Source organism: Spiroplasma culicicola AES-1 (assembly GCF_000565175.1).
Classification (GTDB): Bacteria; Bacillota_I; Bacilli_A; order Mycoplasmatales; family Mycoplasmataceae; genus Spiroplasma_A; species Spiroplasma_A culicicola.
Genome location: NZ_CP006681.1, coordinates 133,143 through 150,960, shown reverse-complemented (window position 1 = coordinate 150,960; position 17,818 = coordinate 133,143). Strand labels below are relative to the sequence as shown.

12 protein-coding genes are annotated in these 17,818 nt (G+C 26.0%); 1 reads left to right on the top strand and 11 read right to left on the bottom strand.

What is annotated here, in order from left to right; genetic code table 4:
- Positions 1-5: 5 nt before the first annotated feature.
- From SCULI_RS00670 to SCULI_RS00660, 3 genes are all read right to left on the bottom strand, one after another.
- Positions 6-1,466 carry a hypothetical protein gene (locus SCULI_RS00670; protein WP_025362721.1) on the bottom strand — a complete coding sequence of 487 codons (1,461 nt, stop codon included), beginning with the start codon at positions 1,464-1,466 and terminating at the stop codon, positions 6-8.
- A gap of 149 nt (positions 1,467-1,615) precedes the next feature.
- Positions 1,616-4,387: a cation-translocating P-type ATPase gene (locus SCULI_RS00665; RefSeq protein WP_025362720.1), complete on the bottom strand. Its 2,772-nt coding sequence runs from the start codon at positions 4,385-4,387 to the stop codon at positions 1,616-1,618.
- 121 nt (positions 4,388-4,508) lie between these two features.
- Positions 4,509-6,158 (bottom strand): TrkH family potassium uptake protein, encoded by a 1,650-nt coding sequence (locus tag SCULI_RS00660; RefSeq protein ID WP_025362719.1) that lies wholly within the window; start codon positions 6,156-6,158, stop codon positions 4,509-4,511.
- Between the two features lie 102 nt (positions 6,159-6,260).
- Here SCULI_RS00660 and SCULI_RS00655 point away from each other — a divergent pair, with 102 nt between their 5' ends.
- Positions 6,261-6,953: a potassium channel family protein gene (locus tag SCULI_RS00655; RefSeq protein WP_025362718.1), complete on the top strand. Its 693-nt coding sequence runs from the start codon at positions 6,261-6,263 to the stop codon at positions 6,951-6,953.
- Positions 6,954-6,978: 25 nt separating this feature from the next.
- Here the strand turns inward: SCULI_RS00655 and gatB are convergent, their stop codons facing one another.
- From gatB to SCULI_RS00615, 8 genes are all read right to left on the bottom strand, one after another.
- Positions 6,979-8,421 (bottom strand): Asp-tRNA(Asn)/Glu-tRNA(Gln) amidotransferase subunit GatB, encoded by a 1,443-nt coding sequence (gatB, locus tag SCULI_RS00650; protein WP_025362717.1) that lies wholly within the window; start codon positions 8,419-8,421, stop codon positions 6,979-6,981.
- On the bottom strand, positions 8,414-9,868 hold the full coding sequence (locus SCULI_RS00645) for an amidase family protein (RefSeq protein ID WP_038647977.1): 1,455 nt from the start codon (positions 9,866-9,868) through the stop codon (positions 8,414-8,416). The genes gatB and SCULI_RS00645 overlap by 8 nt, the downstream gene beginning before the upstream one ends.
- Positions 9,868-10,158, bottom strand: coding sequence for an Asp-tRNA(Asn)/Glu-tRNA(Gln) amidotransferase subunit GatC (gatC, locus tag SCULI_RS00640; RefSeq protein WP_025362715.1), 291 nt, complete (start codon positions 10,156-10,158; stop codon positions 9,868-9,870). The genes SCULI_RS00645 and gatC overlap by 1 nt, the downstream gene beginning before the upstream one ends.
- Positions 10,148-12,154, bottom strand: a complete 2,007-nt coding sequence (gene ligA / locus SCULI_RS00635) for an NAD-dependent DNA ligase LigA (protein WP_025362714.1) — start codon at positions 12,152-12,154, stop codon at positions 10,148-10,150. The genes gatC and ligA overlap by 11 nt, the downstream gene beginning before the upstream one ends.
- Before the next feature lie 15 nt (positions 12,155-12,169).
- On the bottom strand, positions 12,170-13,780 hold the full coding sequence (locus tag SCULI_RS00630) for a hypothetical protein (protein WP_025362713.1): 1,611 nt from the start codon (positions 13,778-13,780) through the stop codon (positions 12,170-12,172).
- A 78-nt stretch (positions 13,781-13,858) separates the two neighbouring features.
- A complete protein-coding gene (locus SCULI_RS00625; RefSeq protein ID WP_025362712.1) occupies positions 13,859-15,742 on the bottom strand; it encodes a hypothetical protein in 1,884 nt (627 codons plus the stop codon).
- Positions 15,743-15,781: 39 nt separating this feature from the next.
- Positions 15,782-16,675 carry a pseudouridine synthase family protein gene (locus tag SCULI_RS00620; protein ID WP_025362711.1) on the bottom strand — a complete coding sequence of 298 codons (894 nt, stop codon included), beginning with the start codon at positions 16,673-16,675 and terminating at the stop codon, positions 15,782-15,784.
- Positions 16,676-16,690: 15 nt separating this feature from the next.
- A complete protein-coding gene (locus SCULI_RS00615; protein ID WP_025362710.1) occupies positions 16,691-17,758 on the bottom strand; it encodes a CPBP family intramembrane glutamic endopeptidase in 1,068 nt (355 codons plus the stop codon).
- Between the last annotated feature and the right edge of the window lie 60 nt (positions 17,759-17,818).

Here is a 17,818-nt window from a genome sequence, read left to right as displayed (position 1 = left end):
TCTAATTATTTAAACTTTACATTTAAAGAATCAGAAATTTTATTTACAATTTTTGATGGATTTATATTTTTTACTCTTATACTTTGCCTATTTAAAAGTTCTTTTATATTTTTAATATGTTTTAAACTATTTATGCTATCTTCATAAATATTATTTAAGTTTTCAGCTTCTATTTTATTTATATTTTTTTTATTTTTTCATTTTATATTAAAGTAATAATCTTGATTTTTTGAATATGAGAATTCTTCAACTTGTTTAATATTTGTTCAAAATACTAATTTTGAATATTTTTTTATATCTTTATCTGTTGTACTTTTATAAGAAATTTCCTTTCATAATTCAATATATCCATCTCCTAAAAACGATATTGGTTTAAATATAAAACCAATAAAGGAAGAATTTGGATTGCATGCGTATATATTATATTTTTTGATCGTTCGTCTAATATTTTTATTTAATCGAATTAAATTATTTCTAGAATTTTTTATTATTTTATCCATAGATTTATAAATTGGAGCTAATAATTTATCAATTGCAATTTCTAAATATTTTTGTGGGTTTAACATATTCAATGTATTTTGGGTTACTTTCCCAATATCTTTGAAACTTGCAATTAAAGTTTCTTGAAGTTGTTTTTGTATTCTTAATCTATTTATCATTATTATTTCTTTTGATATTTTGGAATTTTTATTTAATTTTAATAATATTTCAATTGCATCTTTATCTTTTAAATTCAAAAATTCATCTATATTTAAATTAAAAGCTTGTTTAAAATTATTATTATATTTTGTGGTATTTAAATTTTTAAGGTCTGCAAATAAATCAGGACTTACTTTATATAATAATTTTTCCATTTCAATAAGTGCTTGTAACTCTTTTTGTGACATTCTTTTTAAAGAACTTTTCATTTCTTTAGATGAAATTGCCATAATTGTTTGTAATATTTCTAAATCTGTTATTTTTTTAGAAAATGTTATTTTTTTATTATTACTTAATATAATTTTTTTATATTGAAGTGCCTTTTTAATTTCAAATAAATTATTAACTGTATATTTAATTCCAATTTTATTTAATAATTGATGTTCATTTAAAATTTTTATTATTTTATCTGTTTTTCTAGCTCTACCAAGAGAACCAATATTTGAAAAACTAAAAAATAGATTCAAAAGTGTATTTTTACTGGATTTAATTCCCATTGATGAATCAAACATTTGATGTATAGTAAAATCTACAGTAGCTCTAATCACTAATTGTGTAGATGCGATTCCTAGTTGTGAAAAGCCTCATGTTTGAACTGCTGCTCCTCCAACTCCAGCTGTTAATGTACCAACTAAGATTGAAACTACTTCTATTGCAATTATTTTGAATAACAAATCCCAAAAATTATTTTTATTATTTTTGGGATTAGCATATGTAATTTTTTTAGGATAAGTAATTAGTTGATAAGGTTGAATTTTTCTAGCCATAATTTAGTCCTTTTCAGTGTTCCATTACGATTAGATTTATATTACTTTTATTATTAGTTTGCTTTCTTTCATATTTAATTTAATTTTACTCCTATTATTAAATAAATTTAATGAAAAAAACACTTTATTAAAAGTGTTTTAAATATGTTTTATATTTTAGTTTTTCTTTCTTTATACTTTAAAATGCATTTACCTGTTAAACAATAAAACATTCAAATTAATGGAGTAATTAATATTGTATTTAATATAAATATCATTAATAGTCCTAAATTTAATCCCACTGTTTTAAAATCAAAGAATTCATTAATAAATTCAAATGGTAACATTGTCATTATTGTTAAACTTACTGCTATTAAAACAAAAATAATTAATCATTTGTTTGGACGATAACGATCAGTTTTGTGATCTGTTTTAAAATTAATTGCTAAAAAGAAATTATTATATATGAATGAATAAATAATTGGTCCAAACATAATTGCAATATAAACTCCAGTTTTACCATATTCTTGTGCTGCATAACTATCTCCAAGTCATCAAATTGCAATTTGATAATTAAATAATGCAATTAAACTGTTTAAAGTTGTTGTAATTATGATTTGAATAAAAATTCCTTTTAAAAGCGATTCATTCTTATTTTTTGGAGGTTGATTTTTCATAACCCCTTTTCTTTCTTTTTGCATCCCAATTGGAATCGCCACAATTGTTTCAACAACAAAGATATGAAATAATATATTTACTGAATTTAAAGCAAGTGTATTATAAATTGCCATAATTAATAACAATGTCAATACTTGACTTATATTTGCAGCAACTAAGAATGAAATTGAATACTTAATTTTTTCATAAACGTTTCTTCCTGAATTAACTCCAGCAATAATACTCTTGAAATTATCATCTGCTAAAACAACATCACTTACTTCTTTGGAAACATCTGTTCCAGTAATTCCCATTGCAATTCCAACATCTGCTTTTACTAAACTTGGTGAATCATTAACTCCATCTCCAGTCATAGCAACAATATTTTTTTGTGATTGTAATAATTCAACAATTAATGCTTTATGTTCTGGATTAACTCTTGCAAAAACATTAGTTGTTTCAAGTTTCTTAGTTAATTCCTCTTTATCCATATTTTCAATTTCTGCACCAGTTATAACATCATTATAATGCTCATTGGCAATTGTTAATCTTCTTGCAATTTCTAATGCAGTAATTTTGTGATCTCCAGTAATCATAATTACACGAATTCCAGCAGCATTAGCTTCTTGAATTGACTTAGCAACTTCTTCTCTTGGAGGATCAATAATTGCAGCTGCTCCTAAAAAGATTAAATTATCTTCTTTTGCATGTTGTTCATTGTGCATCTCTTTATATGCAAAACCAATCATACGCATACCTTTTGCAGCATAAGTTTGTAATTGTTCTCTTAAAATATTGAAATCTTCTTCTTCAATTCGAGTTACTTTATTATTTACAAGTTTTGATTGACAATTCTGAATTAAATAATCAACAGCTCCTTTAGTATATAAATATTTTTGTCTCCCAATTGTATTAACTGTTGACATCATTTTTCTTGATGAACTAAATGGAATTTCATCAATTCTGCGATTTACTTTTCTTTCTTTTAAATAATCAATTTTGTGATCTATTAAAAGTTTTACAAGTGCAATTTCTGTTGCACTTCCTACTTTTTCTTCATTTTCGATATATGCATCATTACACAATACCATACAATTTAATAAATGTTGTGATTCTTGGGGATTTCACTTGTCTTTTTCAATTGTTGTCATATTTACAATGACACCATCGACTGTCATTTGGTTTTGTGTTAGTGTTCCAGTTTTATCTGAACAAATAATGTTTACATTTCCTAAAGTTTCAATTGATTTAGGATTTTTAATTAATACATTTTTTCTAGCCATTTTGCGACTAGCAACTAATAAACAAATTTTGACAATGATTGTTAATGATTCGGGAATAACACTAATTGCAGATGAAACTGCAATTAACATTAATTTATTATAACTTTGAAGTTCGGGATTCAAGTTATCTCGAATTAATAAAGTTGCTAAAAACATTAAAACTCCTAAAGCAATTGAAATAAATCCTATAATTGTTGTTAATCTAATAACCTTAGATTCTAAAGGAGTTCTTTCAGCTTTGTGATCTGTAATGTTAGTTGCAATCTTTCCAATTTCTGAATCTTTTCCTGTTTTAATGACAATTCCTGTCATTTTTCCTTCAATAACTAGTGTAGACATGAAAGCAATATTTTTTTGATCTCCTAAAACCAAATCTTTTTCTTTAATTTTTTCAGATATCTTATTAATTGCTTCGTTTTCTCCAGTTAAAGCTGACTCATCAATTTTTAACAATTGATTACTAAAAATTCGACAATCAGCAGCAACAAAATCACCTGATTTTGAAAAAATAATGTCACCAGGTACTAAATATTGTGTGTCTATTTCTTTTTTGATACTGTCTCTTAAAACTCAAGCAAAATTTCTTTGCTCATTAATCGATTCACTTTGTCTTAAAGATTTTATTTCTTGAACCGTTGAAATAATAGAGTTTGTCAAAATAATTGTAACAATTATGACCAATCCAGCAATATCTGGAGATGTTAACTCATTTGAAATCAATGAAATTGTTAAAGATAAAATCCCTGCAATTGACATCATGATGCTTAGTGGATCTAAGAATGATTTTAAAAAGATTAAGAATCAATTTGGTTTCTTAGATTTGGGTAAATTATTTAACCCGTATATTTCCAATCGCTTTTGAGCTTCTTGCTCACTGAGTCCTGTTTGAGTATTTGTATCTAAAAGTTTAACAATTTTATCATTTGATAAGTTATGTCAATTAGAATTTTGCACTTCTTCCCTACGGGAGAGTGGTAATTCTGTTGTATTATTTTCCAACATATAAAATGCCTCTTTTTCTATTACACAAAGATATTACTCCTTTAAAAAATGCTGTCAAGAATGACAGCATTTTAAAAGGTTGATTTTATCTACACTTATAAGGATTATAAAACTTTTTTAACTATCCAATTGTGACTTCTTCTTCTAAATAACCAAAGTTCTGTTTATTTTTTGGTTTTACAAAGGCCAATAATGTATTTGAAATACCAAGTTGACCTATAAACATAGTCAAGATTAAAGCAATTTTGCTTAAAACTCCCATTTGAATAATTTGATCTGGTTTAAATGGTTGGAATCCTACCGTTCCAAAGGCACTACATACATAAAGAATTAATCTAATAATTGTATTTTCACTATCTTGAGGTAAACCTTCATTACCATCAGTTGTTTGAGTTAACATTACATTTGAATCTAAATAAACTATAAAAATACTTGTCATAATAATTAGCATTGATAAGAAAACAACTGCAAAACTGCGTTTTACTGTTTCATCAGGAATTTTTTTCTTAAATGCTTCAACAGAATGCTTGTTTTTCATAATTGAAACAATCCCAATAATACAAATTGCAAATGTAGTTGTTCGAATTCCCCCAGCTGTTGATGAAGGCGCAGAACCAATAAACATTCAAATTGACATAATAAATTTAGACCCAGCAGTAAAGTCGTTCACATCTACTGTTGAAAATCCTGCATTTCTACACGAAGTTACATTAAAAATAATATCCATCGATCATACATATCAAGGTTTTCAATGCCTTTCTGTACTATTATTATTTTCATCAACATATTCCATAATGCGACTATGTTCTTGAGTGAAATATTCAGAACAAAATACCAATAAAGGACCAATTAAAAATAAAGTTAAATAGACTACAAAGTTTAATTTTGTAAATAATGAAAATCTAACTTGCTTTCCTTCTTTTTTCGCTTTAATTTTTCTTTTAATATCGTGATAAGTAGGATATCCCAATCCCCCAATAATTCATTGAATCATAAAAATTCATTGTAAATGATATGCTTGTACTCCTTCTTGATTATACGGCATTAGTGATTGCTGACCAATAATGTCAAATCCTGCATTATTTACAGCACTAATTGAATGAAAAATTCCATATCACAATGATTTTGAAAAACTTTGATAAGGACTCACAAATGTTCCTGCTTCTATTGTTTCTCCAGGAGGTGTAAAATAAAATCCAAAAAATAGTGCAAATGAGCCCAATATTTCAACAACTGTTAGGAAAATAAAAGCGTCGCGAATCATTTCAACTGTATTTGCAAGTGTTCCACTACCTCTTTCAGTTTTGGCCACACTTTGATCATCTAGTGAAACTTTTTTATTAAACATTACCAATAAAACAATTTTAAAAGTAAGTAAACCAATTCCCCCAATTTTAATCATTGCCAAAATTAAAAACTGACCCAAAATACTGTAATCTGAATATGTATAAACCATGTTAATTCCAGTATCTGAAATCGCACTTGACGCTGTAAAAATACCAGTAATAAAGTTTCATTCGTGTTCTTTATTAATCATAATTCCAGGAATACTTAATAAAAATCCCCCAATTATAATTGCAGATAAATAACCAATAATGATTTTTCCACTGATTTTTGATAAAGGTCACCATGATTTAAGTTTTGCAAAAAAAGTCTTTTCTGTATTATCCAAAGACTTTGATCTCTTAACTTTAACTAGTTTTCTTTTTCTCTTTTTTATTCTTTTCTTATCTTGAACCTCATTATTGGGTTCATTTTTTAAATTATCCATACAAATCATCCCCTTGTGATTTGAAAACCTATTTATAATTATACAACAATTCAAAAAGAGTTGTATAATTATATGAGTAAGAAAGTTGAGGCATATTAAATTATGGCTAAAAAGAAAAGCTTTGCGATTATTGGTGCCAATCATTTTGGTCTTTCAGTAGCACAAACATTAGACGAAAAAAAACAACATATTAAAATCTTTGATATTAATGAAGAAAAATTAAATCTTTATGTATCAGAATTTGAATCAGTTGAAGCTATTGTTTTGGATACAACTAATAAAAATGCTTTAGAAAGAAATGGAATTTCACAATTTGACTGTGTAATTGTATGTTTTGGTTCAAGTATGGAAGCAAGTATTTTAACAGTTCTAAACTTAATTGACTTAGGTGTTGAAAATATTACCGTAAATGCAAGAGACAAACATCATAAAAGAATTCTATTAGCATTAGGAATTGAAGAAGATAAAGTAATTATTCCTGACGTTATGACAGGAAAATTGGTTGCTACAAAATCATTATTTGATATTGAAGGAGATGTGCAATCAACTGACGGAGAATATAGTTTTACAAGCATTCAAGTTTTAGATGAAAATGTAATTGATAAAACTATTAGTGAAAATGGTTTAAGTACTAATAAAGATTTCAATATTGTTCAAATTAAACGTAATGGAAAAGTTGTTATTCCCGATGAATATACAACTTTAAAAGAAGAAGATATCTTAATTGTGTTTGCCAAAAATACAATGATCAATGATTTAGTAATCAAAATTCGTGGAGAAATTGAAGAAGAATAAAAAGAGAACCTGATTGGTTCTCTTTTTATTTAATAACTGATTGAATCATTTCATTAATAATTAAATTTGCTTTTTCTGGGTTAACATTTCCCCCAGTTTCTTTCATCAATTGTCCCATAATAGTTTTTTCAACTCTTTCTGGTCTTGATTCATATTGCTCAACAATTAAATTTCTATTAGTTTCTACAATTGGAGTAAGATAATTTTTAATTGTTTGTTCATCATTAATTAATTTTAAATTATGTCCTTCAATGATTTGTTCAACACTTTGATTTGAACTAAATGCAATTGGTAATAAAGTTTTGACATGTTTTGAAGAAATTTCACCTTTGTCTAAAAGATCAACTATTGTTTTTAAATCATTTGGAGTCAATTGAGATTGATCAATTGAAATGTTGTCTTTATTCATTAAAGCTTTTATATCTGTTAATAAATAATTTAAAACTTTTTTTGGTTCAACATTTAGTTTTACAGTTTCTTCAAAGAAATTTGTTAATTCTAAACTTGCAAGAATATAATTTGTTTCTTCTTCATTGAAAGTATAATCATTTAAATAACGATTTCTTTTTACACTTGCCAATTCTGGAGATGCATCAATTGTTGCTTTAATTCATGCACTGTCTAATTTGATTGGATTAATATTTGGTTCTCTAAAATATCTATAATCAACAGCATCACTTTTTGTTCTCATCAAGACTGTTTCTTGAATGTTTTCATCAAATCTTCTTGTTTCTTGTTGAACTTCTTGTCCTGATAAAATTAATTTACTTTGTCTTTGAATTTCAAATTCAATTGATTTCTTAACATTGTTTAATGAATTTAAATTTTTAATTTCCACTTTTGGACCAAATTCAGGATAACCATATGGTCTCAATGAAATATTGACATCACATCTCAGTGATCCTTCATTCATTTTGACATCACTAATTCCTAAGAATAATAAAATTTCTCTTAGATTATTTACATAATCAACTGCTTCTTTTGCACTTCTAATAACTGGTCTTGAAACAATTTCAACTAACCCAATTCCACTTCTGTTGTAATCAATATAAGTAGTGTCACCTTTATGAATTTGTTTTGCAGTATCTTCTTCAATATGTAATCTTTCAATATCAATTTTTTTATCATTGCCATTTTCATCTTTAACAATAATAAATCCATTTTTCCCAATTGGGTGATATTGTTGTGTAATTTGAAATCCTTTAACTAAATCTGGATAAAAATAATTTTTTCGATCAAAGCGTAGTAGTTCGTCAATCTGCATATTTAATCCATTACATGCAAGGATTGCCAATCTTACTCCCTCTTGATTAACTGAAGGTAAAGCCCCAGGATATCCTAAATCAACTTCACAAATTTGAGTATTGTGCTCTTCTCCATAACTAACTGGAGCTGGAGAAAACATTTTTGATTTTGTTTTTAGTTCAACATGATTTTCAATTCCTATAATTACTTCAAAATTATTCATTAAAATCACCACCCTTAACTACAACTTTTTTAATTAAGTCTTCCATATATTTTGATGCTTGTAGTAATAATAAATCATTTTTTGGTTTTGCATTTAAGTTAATTCCAATTGGTAAATTATCATAATTAACAAAAGGAATTGTAATTGAAGGCATTCCATTCATATTTGCCAAAATTAAAACATCTTCTAAAAAAACACTTCCATTATCTTTTCGCTCTTCAATATCTGTTCCCATAACTTGCTCAACTAATGGAGCAACTTCTAAAGCTGGGGGCAAAATTAAAATGTCTACTTGTTCATACATTCTTGCTAATTCTTCAATAATTAATCTTCTAACTTTTTTTGATTTTGCTAAAAGTTTTTCTTGATTAGAAGATTTTAATTGATAACTTCCAATTACAAATCTTCTCTTAACTGTTTTTCCAAATCCTTGTGCACGGCTTTTTTTCATAATATCTGCATAATCTTTTCCTGGTGCACGTAATCCAAAGTTAATTCCATCTAAGTTTGCATGAGTAGACACTCCTTCTGCAAATGAAATCATCATATAAATTGCAGGAATTGCATCTAAAAGTTGTTTATTAAAATCAAGATTAATTAATTCATGACCATCTTCACGAATCTTGTCACAAATTGTTTGATAGTCATCATGTAATTTTCCACTCATATGTTCTTCAACTTGTTTAATGAAACCAAATTTAATTTTTTGATTTGGATTATTTAAATTTTTAAAGTATTCATTTGTATTATCAATTGAAGTAAAATCTTTTTTATCATATTTAAATGTAGCATCAGCTAGAATTGCAGCATCAGTTACATTTCTTGTAAAGAAACCAACATGATCTAAACTTGGAGCATAAGGAATTACTCCATATCTTGAAATGCTTCCATAAGTTGGTTTGTATCCAACTATTCCATTAAATGATGCAGGTTTACGAATTGAATCTCCAGTATCTGTTCCAGTTGCAAAAGGTACAAGTCCAGTTGCAACAGCATAAGCACTCCCGCTTGAACTTCCCCCAACAATTCTAGAATGATCTTTTGGATTTCTAACTTCTCCATTAAAACCAAATAGACCAGTTCCACCCATTCCCAATTCATCTAAAGTTGCTTTACCCAAAACTATTGAATTAGCTTCTTTTAATTTTTGTGAAACTGTTGCATCAAATGGTGCAATATAATTTGATAAAATTTTTGAACCAGCTGTTGTTAATGTATTTTTAACAGAAATATTATCTTTAGTTACAAAAGGAATTCCAGATAAAAAATTGCTTTCATCAAATTTTTTATCTAAATCTTTTTCAGGTTCAACTAATGAAACTAAAAAATTTGAATCCATTTCTGCTTGAAGATTTTTATATGTTTGATTTACCAATTCACTTACACTAAACTCTTTGTTTTTTAACTTTTCATGTAATTCAATAATGCTTAAATTTTTTATATCCATTATTTGACCACCTTCTCAATCACTACATAACCTTCTTCATGTTTTGGGGCATTTTTCAATAACATTTCTCTATCAATTGTTCTGATCTCATCATCTTCACGTAAATAAGTATTATTATAATCAAAAGGATAATGACTCTCTCTCACATTATCTGTATTGATCGCAAAGACTTTTTCAAATTTCTCTAAAATATCATTTTCAAAACTTGTGATTTCTTCTGCTTCTTCATCTGTTAATTCTAACATTACATCTTCTGCTAATTCTAAAATAAATTCTTTATTAATTTTCATTTTTACCTCCAATTAGATTATTAAATTCTTGTTCATCAATAATTGTTACATTTAATTTTTGAGCTTTTTCCAATTTACTTCCAGCTTCACTTCCTGCTAATAAATAATCTGTTTTTTTACTTACACTATCAATAACTTTTGCACCATACTCTTCTAAAATAGTTTTAAAATGATTTCTTGGTTTTGAAAGTGTTCCAGTGATTACAAAATTTTTATTTGTAATACTATCACTAAACTTTGTTCCAATTTGTCCTAAATATTTTAAATTAACTCCTTGTTCTTCAAGCGTATGTAACATTTCAATATTTGTTTTATCACTAAATCATTTTGTAATTGATTTAGTAACAGTTGGTCCAATATCGTGAATCTCTTCTAAATCGTTTCAATCAATATCTTTTAAATCTAAAATATTTTTATATTTAGTAATTAAAAGTTGTGCAGTTTTTTTACCAACATGTCTAATTCCTAAACCAAAAAATAATTTTTCAGCTGAGTTTAATTTTGATTTTTCAATTGCTTCTAATAAATTAGTAACAGATTTTTCTCCCATCTTATCAAGTTGAATTAATTGTTCTTTAAAATTTTTTAAATTAAAAATATCTTTAATTTCTTTTACAAAATTATTGGCAAATAATTTTTCAATAATTTTTATACTTAGTCCTTCAATATTCATAGCATCACGTGATACAAAATGTTCAATTGCTCTAATAATTTTTCTTGGACACTCTTTATTTGGACAATATTGATCTACTTCATCTTCAAATCTTTCTAAAATAAAATTACATTCAGGACAATGAGTTGCTTCTTGAAATTTTTCTAATGTATCAAAATCTTTATCAATAATTGGTTCAATCACTTCAGGAATAATATCTCCTGCTTTTTTAACTTTGACAACAGCACCGACTCTAATATCGCGATCAATTATAAAGTCTGCATTATGAAGTGTAGCTGCTTGAACAGTTGTTCCAGCAAGTTGGACTGGTTCAAGTGCGGCATTATAAGTTATTCTTCCAGTTCTTCCAACAGTTGGAAAAATATTTAATAACTTTGTAGTTTTTATTTCTGCTGGGAATTTATAGGCAATTGCTCATTTTGGGAATTTTGAAGTGTAACCTACTTTTTCATATAAATCAAATTCATCCACTTTAACAACAACTCCATCAATTTCATAATCTAATTCACTTCTTTGTTCACTAATATAATGAATATGTTCAATCACTTCTTCAATATTAGTACAATGTTTACCAAGGGAATTAATTTTAAACTTCATTGAATCTAAATATCTCATTGATTCACTGTGAGTTGCAATTGTTTCGCGATCCATATAGTAATACAAGAAAGCATCTAGATTTCTTGAAGCTGCAATGTTTGAGTCAAGTTGTCTTAAAGTTCCAGCAGCTGCGTTTCTTGGATTTGCAAATAACTCTTCTCCATTTAATGAACGCTGATGATTAATTTTATCAAATTCCTTTTTAGATAAAAAAACTTCTCCCCTAACTTCACAATAATCTAATTGATTGGCAATTTTTAAAGGAATAGATTTAATAGTTTTAACATTAACAGTTACGTCTTCTCCAAAAACTCCATCTCCCCTAGTAACAGCTTTTGATAAAATTCCATTACTATAAATTAAAGAGATTGAAAGCCCATCAATTTTTGGTTCAACGAAAAAAGAATAATTATTATTTTCCATTTCTTTATAAATTTGATCATTAAAATTTTTTAAATCTTCATCATTAAAAGCATTTGACAAACTTAACATTGGAGTTTTATGTTGATATTTTTCAAATTTATCTAAAACAATACCCCCAACTTTTTGAGTTGGCGAATCTGACGTAATTAATTGTGGATTTTGAGTTTCAATTTTAATTAATTCTTTTAACAATGAGTCATACTCTAAATCATCAACCATTGGTTTATCTAAAACATAATATGCATGAGATCATTGATGTAATTTTTCTTTAATTTCTTCAATGTGTTTTTTTAGTTCAGTCATTTGTTACCCCCATTTTTAAACTAATCAATTATATTTTTTAATGACTTTTACTTGTGGTTCAGTTTTTGCATCAAACTTATTAATTCCCCAATATGCAAGTACATTTAATAAAATACTTCCTTGAATAATCATAATCATTCCATTTGATTCTAACATTGTAGGATATATTAAAGTAATAAATTTAACTACAATTGGATTATAGAAAGTTAAATATGAAATTAAAATTAAATCAACAATTCCAGTTAAAGCTGTTGTTGTAAAAATCTTTCTAATAAAAATTCATACAACTGAAATCGCCAAAATTGTTAAAGCAGATATTGTTGTTAATCAAAATCTAATCTCTTCATTTTTAAATATAGTTGTTCATACATATAAGAAATTTAAATATGTATCTGCTGTACTAATAAATGCTTGGTTAGAACCTAAAGTTAAAGCAATTGAAATTAACATAAATGCTAATGGTAAAAGAAAAGTCACTAACTTAATTCTTGAATCTGTAAATACTTCAAAAGCAATAACTGTTGAATATCTTCTTGTCATTAATGAAGCCACAATTATTAAGAATAGTAATAATCCTCCAAATAAAATTGATTGTAAATAATAATTTGAAACAATATTATAAAAGACAACATCAGTTAATGCAAAAATTGATAATTTTAAAATATCTTTAGTAAAGTTTGTTGAATATCTTCTTTGTAGAACAAAGATTAAACAATAAATTAAGAATAATACTTGATAAGAACTTTCTCATGAAAATGAAATGTATCCCCCTAAAACCGTTCCTATAAATATTGGATTATGTCTTTCACGATAATCTTGTGTTGTATATTTTAACATTAAAACAATTGTATAAAATACTAAATAAATAAAAATTGTTTCTCCAGATCAAAAAGTATAAGTAGTTGTAAATAAAGCTGTTTTCATTAATCCAAATATAATAAATGAAATTGATAACAATAAATATGTATTAACTTTAGAAGTAGTTTTTTTCAATGATTCAAACATTGTGATGAAAATAGAAGCTGTTAAAAATGAATCTAATATAAATGTAAAAGGTACAAGTACATCTTGATATTGATATGATTCAGCTCCTGCCAAAATTAATGTTGAGATTTGGAATGTATATCATCCTTGAAATGGTTTAAAGTCTAAAAAATTAAATAGTGTGGAACTATTAAAAAATGATACTGGATTATCTTTTAGTCAATAAAGAATTGATAAGGTATTTTTATGTCTAGCAAAACTTCCATCATTAATATAGGTATATCCAAAATAATTTAAAACTCCAATTAAACTAACAATTATAAAAAAGATTATTAAATTAAGTGATAAAAAATTTGTTGATAATCAATATTTTAAAAAGATAAAGCAAAATAGCAAGTAAACAATTGTTAATGCTCATAAATAATAGACAAAGAAAATATAAGGTAAAACTGAAATCAATTGTAATGGTAAAGTTAAAATTGAAATATAAGTAAAATATGCAAAAAATCCAGCAGCAATTGAAGCAAACTGGTTTTTAACTTTAAATCTCAAGAACTCAAATATGATTGTTCCAGATGTATAAAACATAAAAAGTACAACAATTGCCAATGCTATTGGTACTCCTAAAGATATTATTGTCATTTATTTCACCAAAATGATTATATCACTTAAAAAAACCATACTAATTGGTTTAATTAATCAAATAAATAAAAAAAGTGGTTATTTGCCACCTTTAATTGTATAAATTTTTTCATTTGATTTTGGAACATTAATTTCGGTTTCTCCAATTGTATTGTCATCTTGAGTTGTGATTCCATAAAGTGCTTCACTTAATTGTGCACCATTATCAACTATTTCTTCAACATTGATACCAAACTCTTCAAAACGTTTTTTTCTCGCTTCTTCTGATTTTTTACTTACAATTTTATTAATAACTGGTAATTTTGTCACAATACCATTCATCATTTTTGGAGAGAATATATATGAAAATATAATCAAGACTAATCCACTAGCAGCAATATTTCCAAAGAATAAAGCAATAAGTGGTGCTATAGGTGCAGGAGCAATAGCACTTTCTTCAACTGGCATTTGATTTTTAATTAAGAAAATATTAACTAATGTCATTAAAATTGAAGGTATTAATAAGATCATTAAATTATTTAAAACATGTTTAAATGATGAATTATATGTTGCATAGCGATAAACATAGAATCATAAGTAAGCATATCTTAGAACTAAAAATGCCACTTTTAAAACATACATTGAGATAATTCCATTAACCAAGCTCATATCTGAACCCCCAATTGCAAAAGTTTTGCAAATGAATGTTACTCCAAACCCAAGAACAATATAAATAAATCCAAGATAATTTTGGAATTTTGATACTTCTCCATATCTTCCTTTTGCATGAATTAAAGTTATTTGAGCTTCACATAAAATTACAAGTGCAGTAGTTGCAGCATATAAAATTGAAAAACTAGGATTAAAGAACATAAATTCCTTTGCATTTTGATTTGCTTGCCCTTCAACTGATGCAATATCTCCATATAAAGCACTTACAAAATATGGACTTAATATTGCCATATTGATAAATGTAAATGCTGCTACTAAATATGTATATAATTCATATTTAGCATAACTTTCTCAATGAATCCTTCCTCGTTTTGCAACCAATGTAACAAAAAATTCTCTAAATGAAGTAATAAAATTTGTCATTATCAATCTAGTATTAACTGCAATTACTAAGTAAAGAGATAGAGTAGATGAAACACTAAGTCCTAAAACAATTGAAACAATTAAAACATCTGTATTTAAAAGAATTGATGTCCCTAATGAAGAAAAAGTAATCTTTTTCTTAGTAGTATTTAATTTAAAACTATTAAAATCTCGATAATATTTCAATCAAATATAATTTTTTTTGGCATAAAAATAAATCATTATTCCTTTAATTGGTCCATATAAAAGCATTGATAAAAATGGAAAAATTGGATTAATTGAATCAATATTTAACAAATAAAACATTATTGAATAAACAAAAACATCTGTAAACAAAATAGCAATTCTTCGAACTGAATTTTTATTATCTGCTGCAATTACATTTTCATATACACTAAATCAATATGCTGTTACGAAGTTTTTTACCCCAAAAATTAATGTAATTGCCACTAATGAAAAGTAGCCAACTAATTGGCCATCAGGAGTTGCAATTCCAATTTCTTTTCAACTATTAATATCAAAAATGCTTCCATTAGATGAAACCCCTGCATATAAAGGATAAGCAAAACCAATTAATGATACTAATAATAAACCGATTAATGCAGATTTGCGATAACCCTTTTTAGCTGTTGAATAAATTTCATTTGCAGTAATTCAATCATTTTGAACAAAAGGACGAACCAACAAAATTGTTGTAGCCACCCCTAATGCTCCATCAGCTGTTGCAATTAAAATAGAAAATGAACCAACAAGTTTAATAAACCCGTTAAACTCTGTTCCAAATTTATTCAAAACTCAGTACATTGTTAAGAATTGCACTAAAGCATTAAAAAGAGAGATTACAGTTCCCACAATTGTATTTAAAATACCCTGTTTTGTAGATAACATATTTTTCCCCCTTTGCAATATATTTTTAATTTTATCATTTTAAAATTTATAGTTTGATATAAATTCTTGATTATTTAGATAACTTAATTGACCTTGTAGATTATTAAAAATTAGTTTATAGGCAATTAATTCAATTTGTTTTGATCCATTTCTTGGAGCTCCATATCGAAAATCTCCAACAATTGGTGCTTTATAAAAAGAACAAATTGATCTAATTTGGTGTTTTCTTCCAGATAATAATTGAATTGAATAAATATTATTTTGTTCATCAACTATTTGATTAATCTGGTTGGATTCTTTATAACTATTCTTTTGAATTTCTCTAAATACAGCAACTTGTTTTTCACTATCATAACGAATTCACCCATTTACTAAACCTTCAGGCAAATCATTATTTACTAATTTTGCAAGATAAAACTTTGAGATTTCATCTTTTTCTTGAATTGAAGTTAATAATATATCTAAACTCATTTTATTTTTAGCATAAATAACCAAACCACGAGTTAATTTATCAATTCTGTGAACATGACTAATTACAAATGAATTTTCATTTTCAATATTATATTCTTTTTTCTCAATTAAATAACTTCTTACCATTTCATCAAGATTTTCATTAATTGGTGAGTGAATTTCTAAACCACTTGGTTTATCTGCTATTAAAATATTGTCATCTTCATAAACAACTTTTAATAAACTGTAATCAACAATGTGATTATTTTGTCTTTTAACAGCACTTGCACTATCATAAACTTTTATTTCATCTCCAAATTTTAAAATAATTTTTTGATCCTTAATTCTTTTATCATTAATTTTAATTTTGTTTGTTCGAAATCACTTATAGATAATTGATAAATTTGTAGTTTTAAAATTTTTCTTAATAAAATTAAAAACCGTTTGATTTTCATCATTTTTATTTACTTTTAAGATTGTCATTAGTTTGTTTTCTTTCTATGCAAAAGCACCTATTATCATTAGAATAAATGCAGTTAAGTTATTTAACAAGTGTACCATTCATGAATATGTTACATTTGCTTTTGAGAATATAAATACAGCTCCTAAACAAAATCCAGCAGAAGTATAACTTAAGAAATGTTCATAATCTCCAGTTGTTCCATAATGCATAAACCCAAAGAATAATGAACTAAAGATTAATCCAGCTCATTTATTTCCAATATTTACAAATCATGATTGGCGAATTACAATTTCTTCTAATAAAGGTGCCACAACAACAGCATATGCAAATAATATGATAACATAGATTATTTTTACAGTTGTTGATGTATTTGCATCATTTAATGGGCCAGTTAAACTATTTTGATTTTCTGCTTGCGCTAGATTTAATCATGTATTTTCAATTAAACTTGAAAAGAACATTGTAGAAATTAAAAACATCGCAACAAAAGCAATAAGACTTGTAACAATCAAAGTACCTAAATGATTTTTAAATGTTTCTTTCATTCTTTTAGTTATAACTCTATCAAATTTAAGAATAATTATTAAAACAGCTGCACCACTAATTAGCATTGCCAACATATTAAAAATATCACTATTTTCAAATGGAATAAATGCAAGAATTAAAACAATAAATTGGGGAGCTAATACATATAGGAAATATCAAGCAAATCCCCCACTTCACAATATTCTTGAGTGACGTTGGCCCAATAAAAATAGACCAACAGCTGCACTAATTAATTTTGCAAGTTCAACTGTAGCTTGAGTATAATTATTTGTTTTTAGATCAAAAAAGAAAAATCCAATTAAAGAAAATAAAACTGGAATAAAAAACGCACAACTTAAAAAAATCATTCCATCAGTTTTTCAATTAACTAAGTTATATCTAAATTGATTATCTTCTAGCTTATAATTTTTATTATGTCACTTATAAAACTTAACTTTTCTTTCGTTATGTCTAATTTCTCTTTCTAATTTTTTTTCTTTTTTGGCCATTGCCTTTGCAACTTTCTTCTCGTTTTTTGCAAATTCTTTTTCTAATGTTTTGTCATTATTTGTTTCCATAATTTCACCTTATTTATTATTTTACTAATAAAAAAAATAAAAATGCTTATTTTATAAACA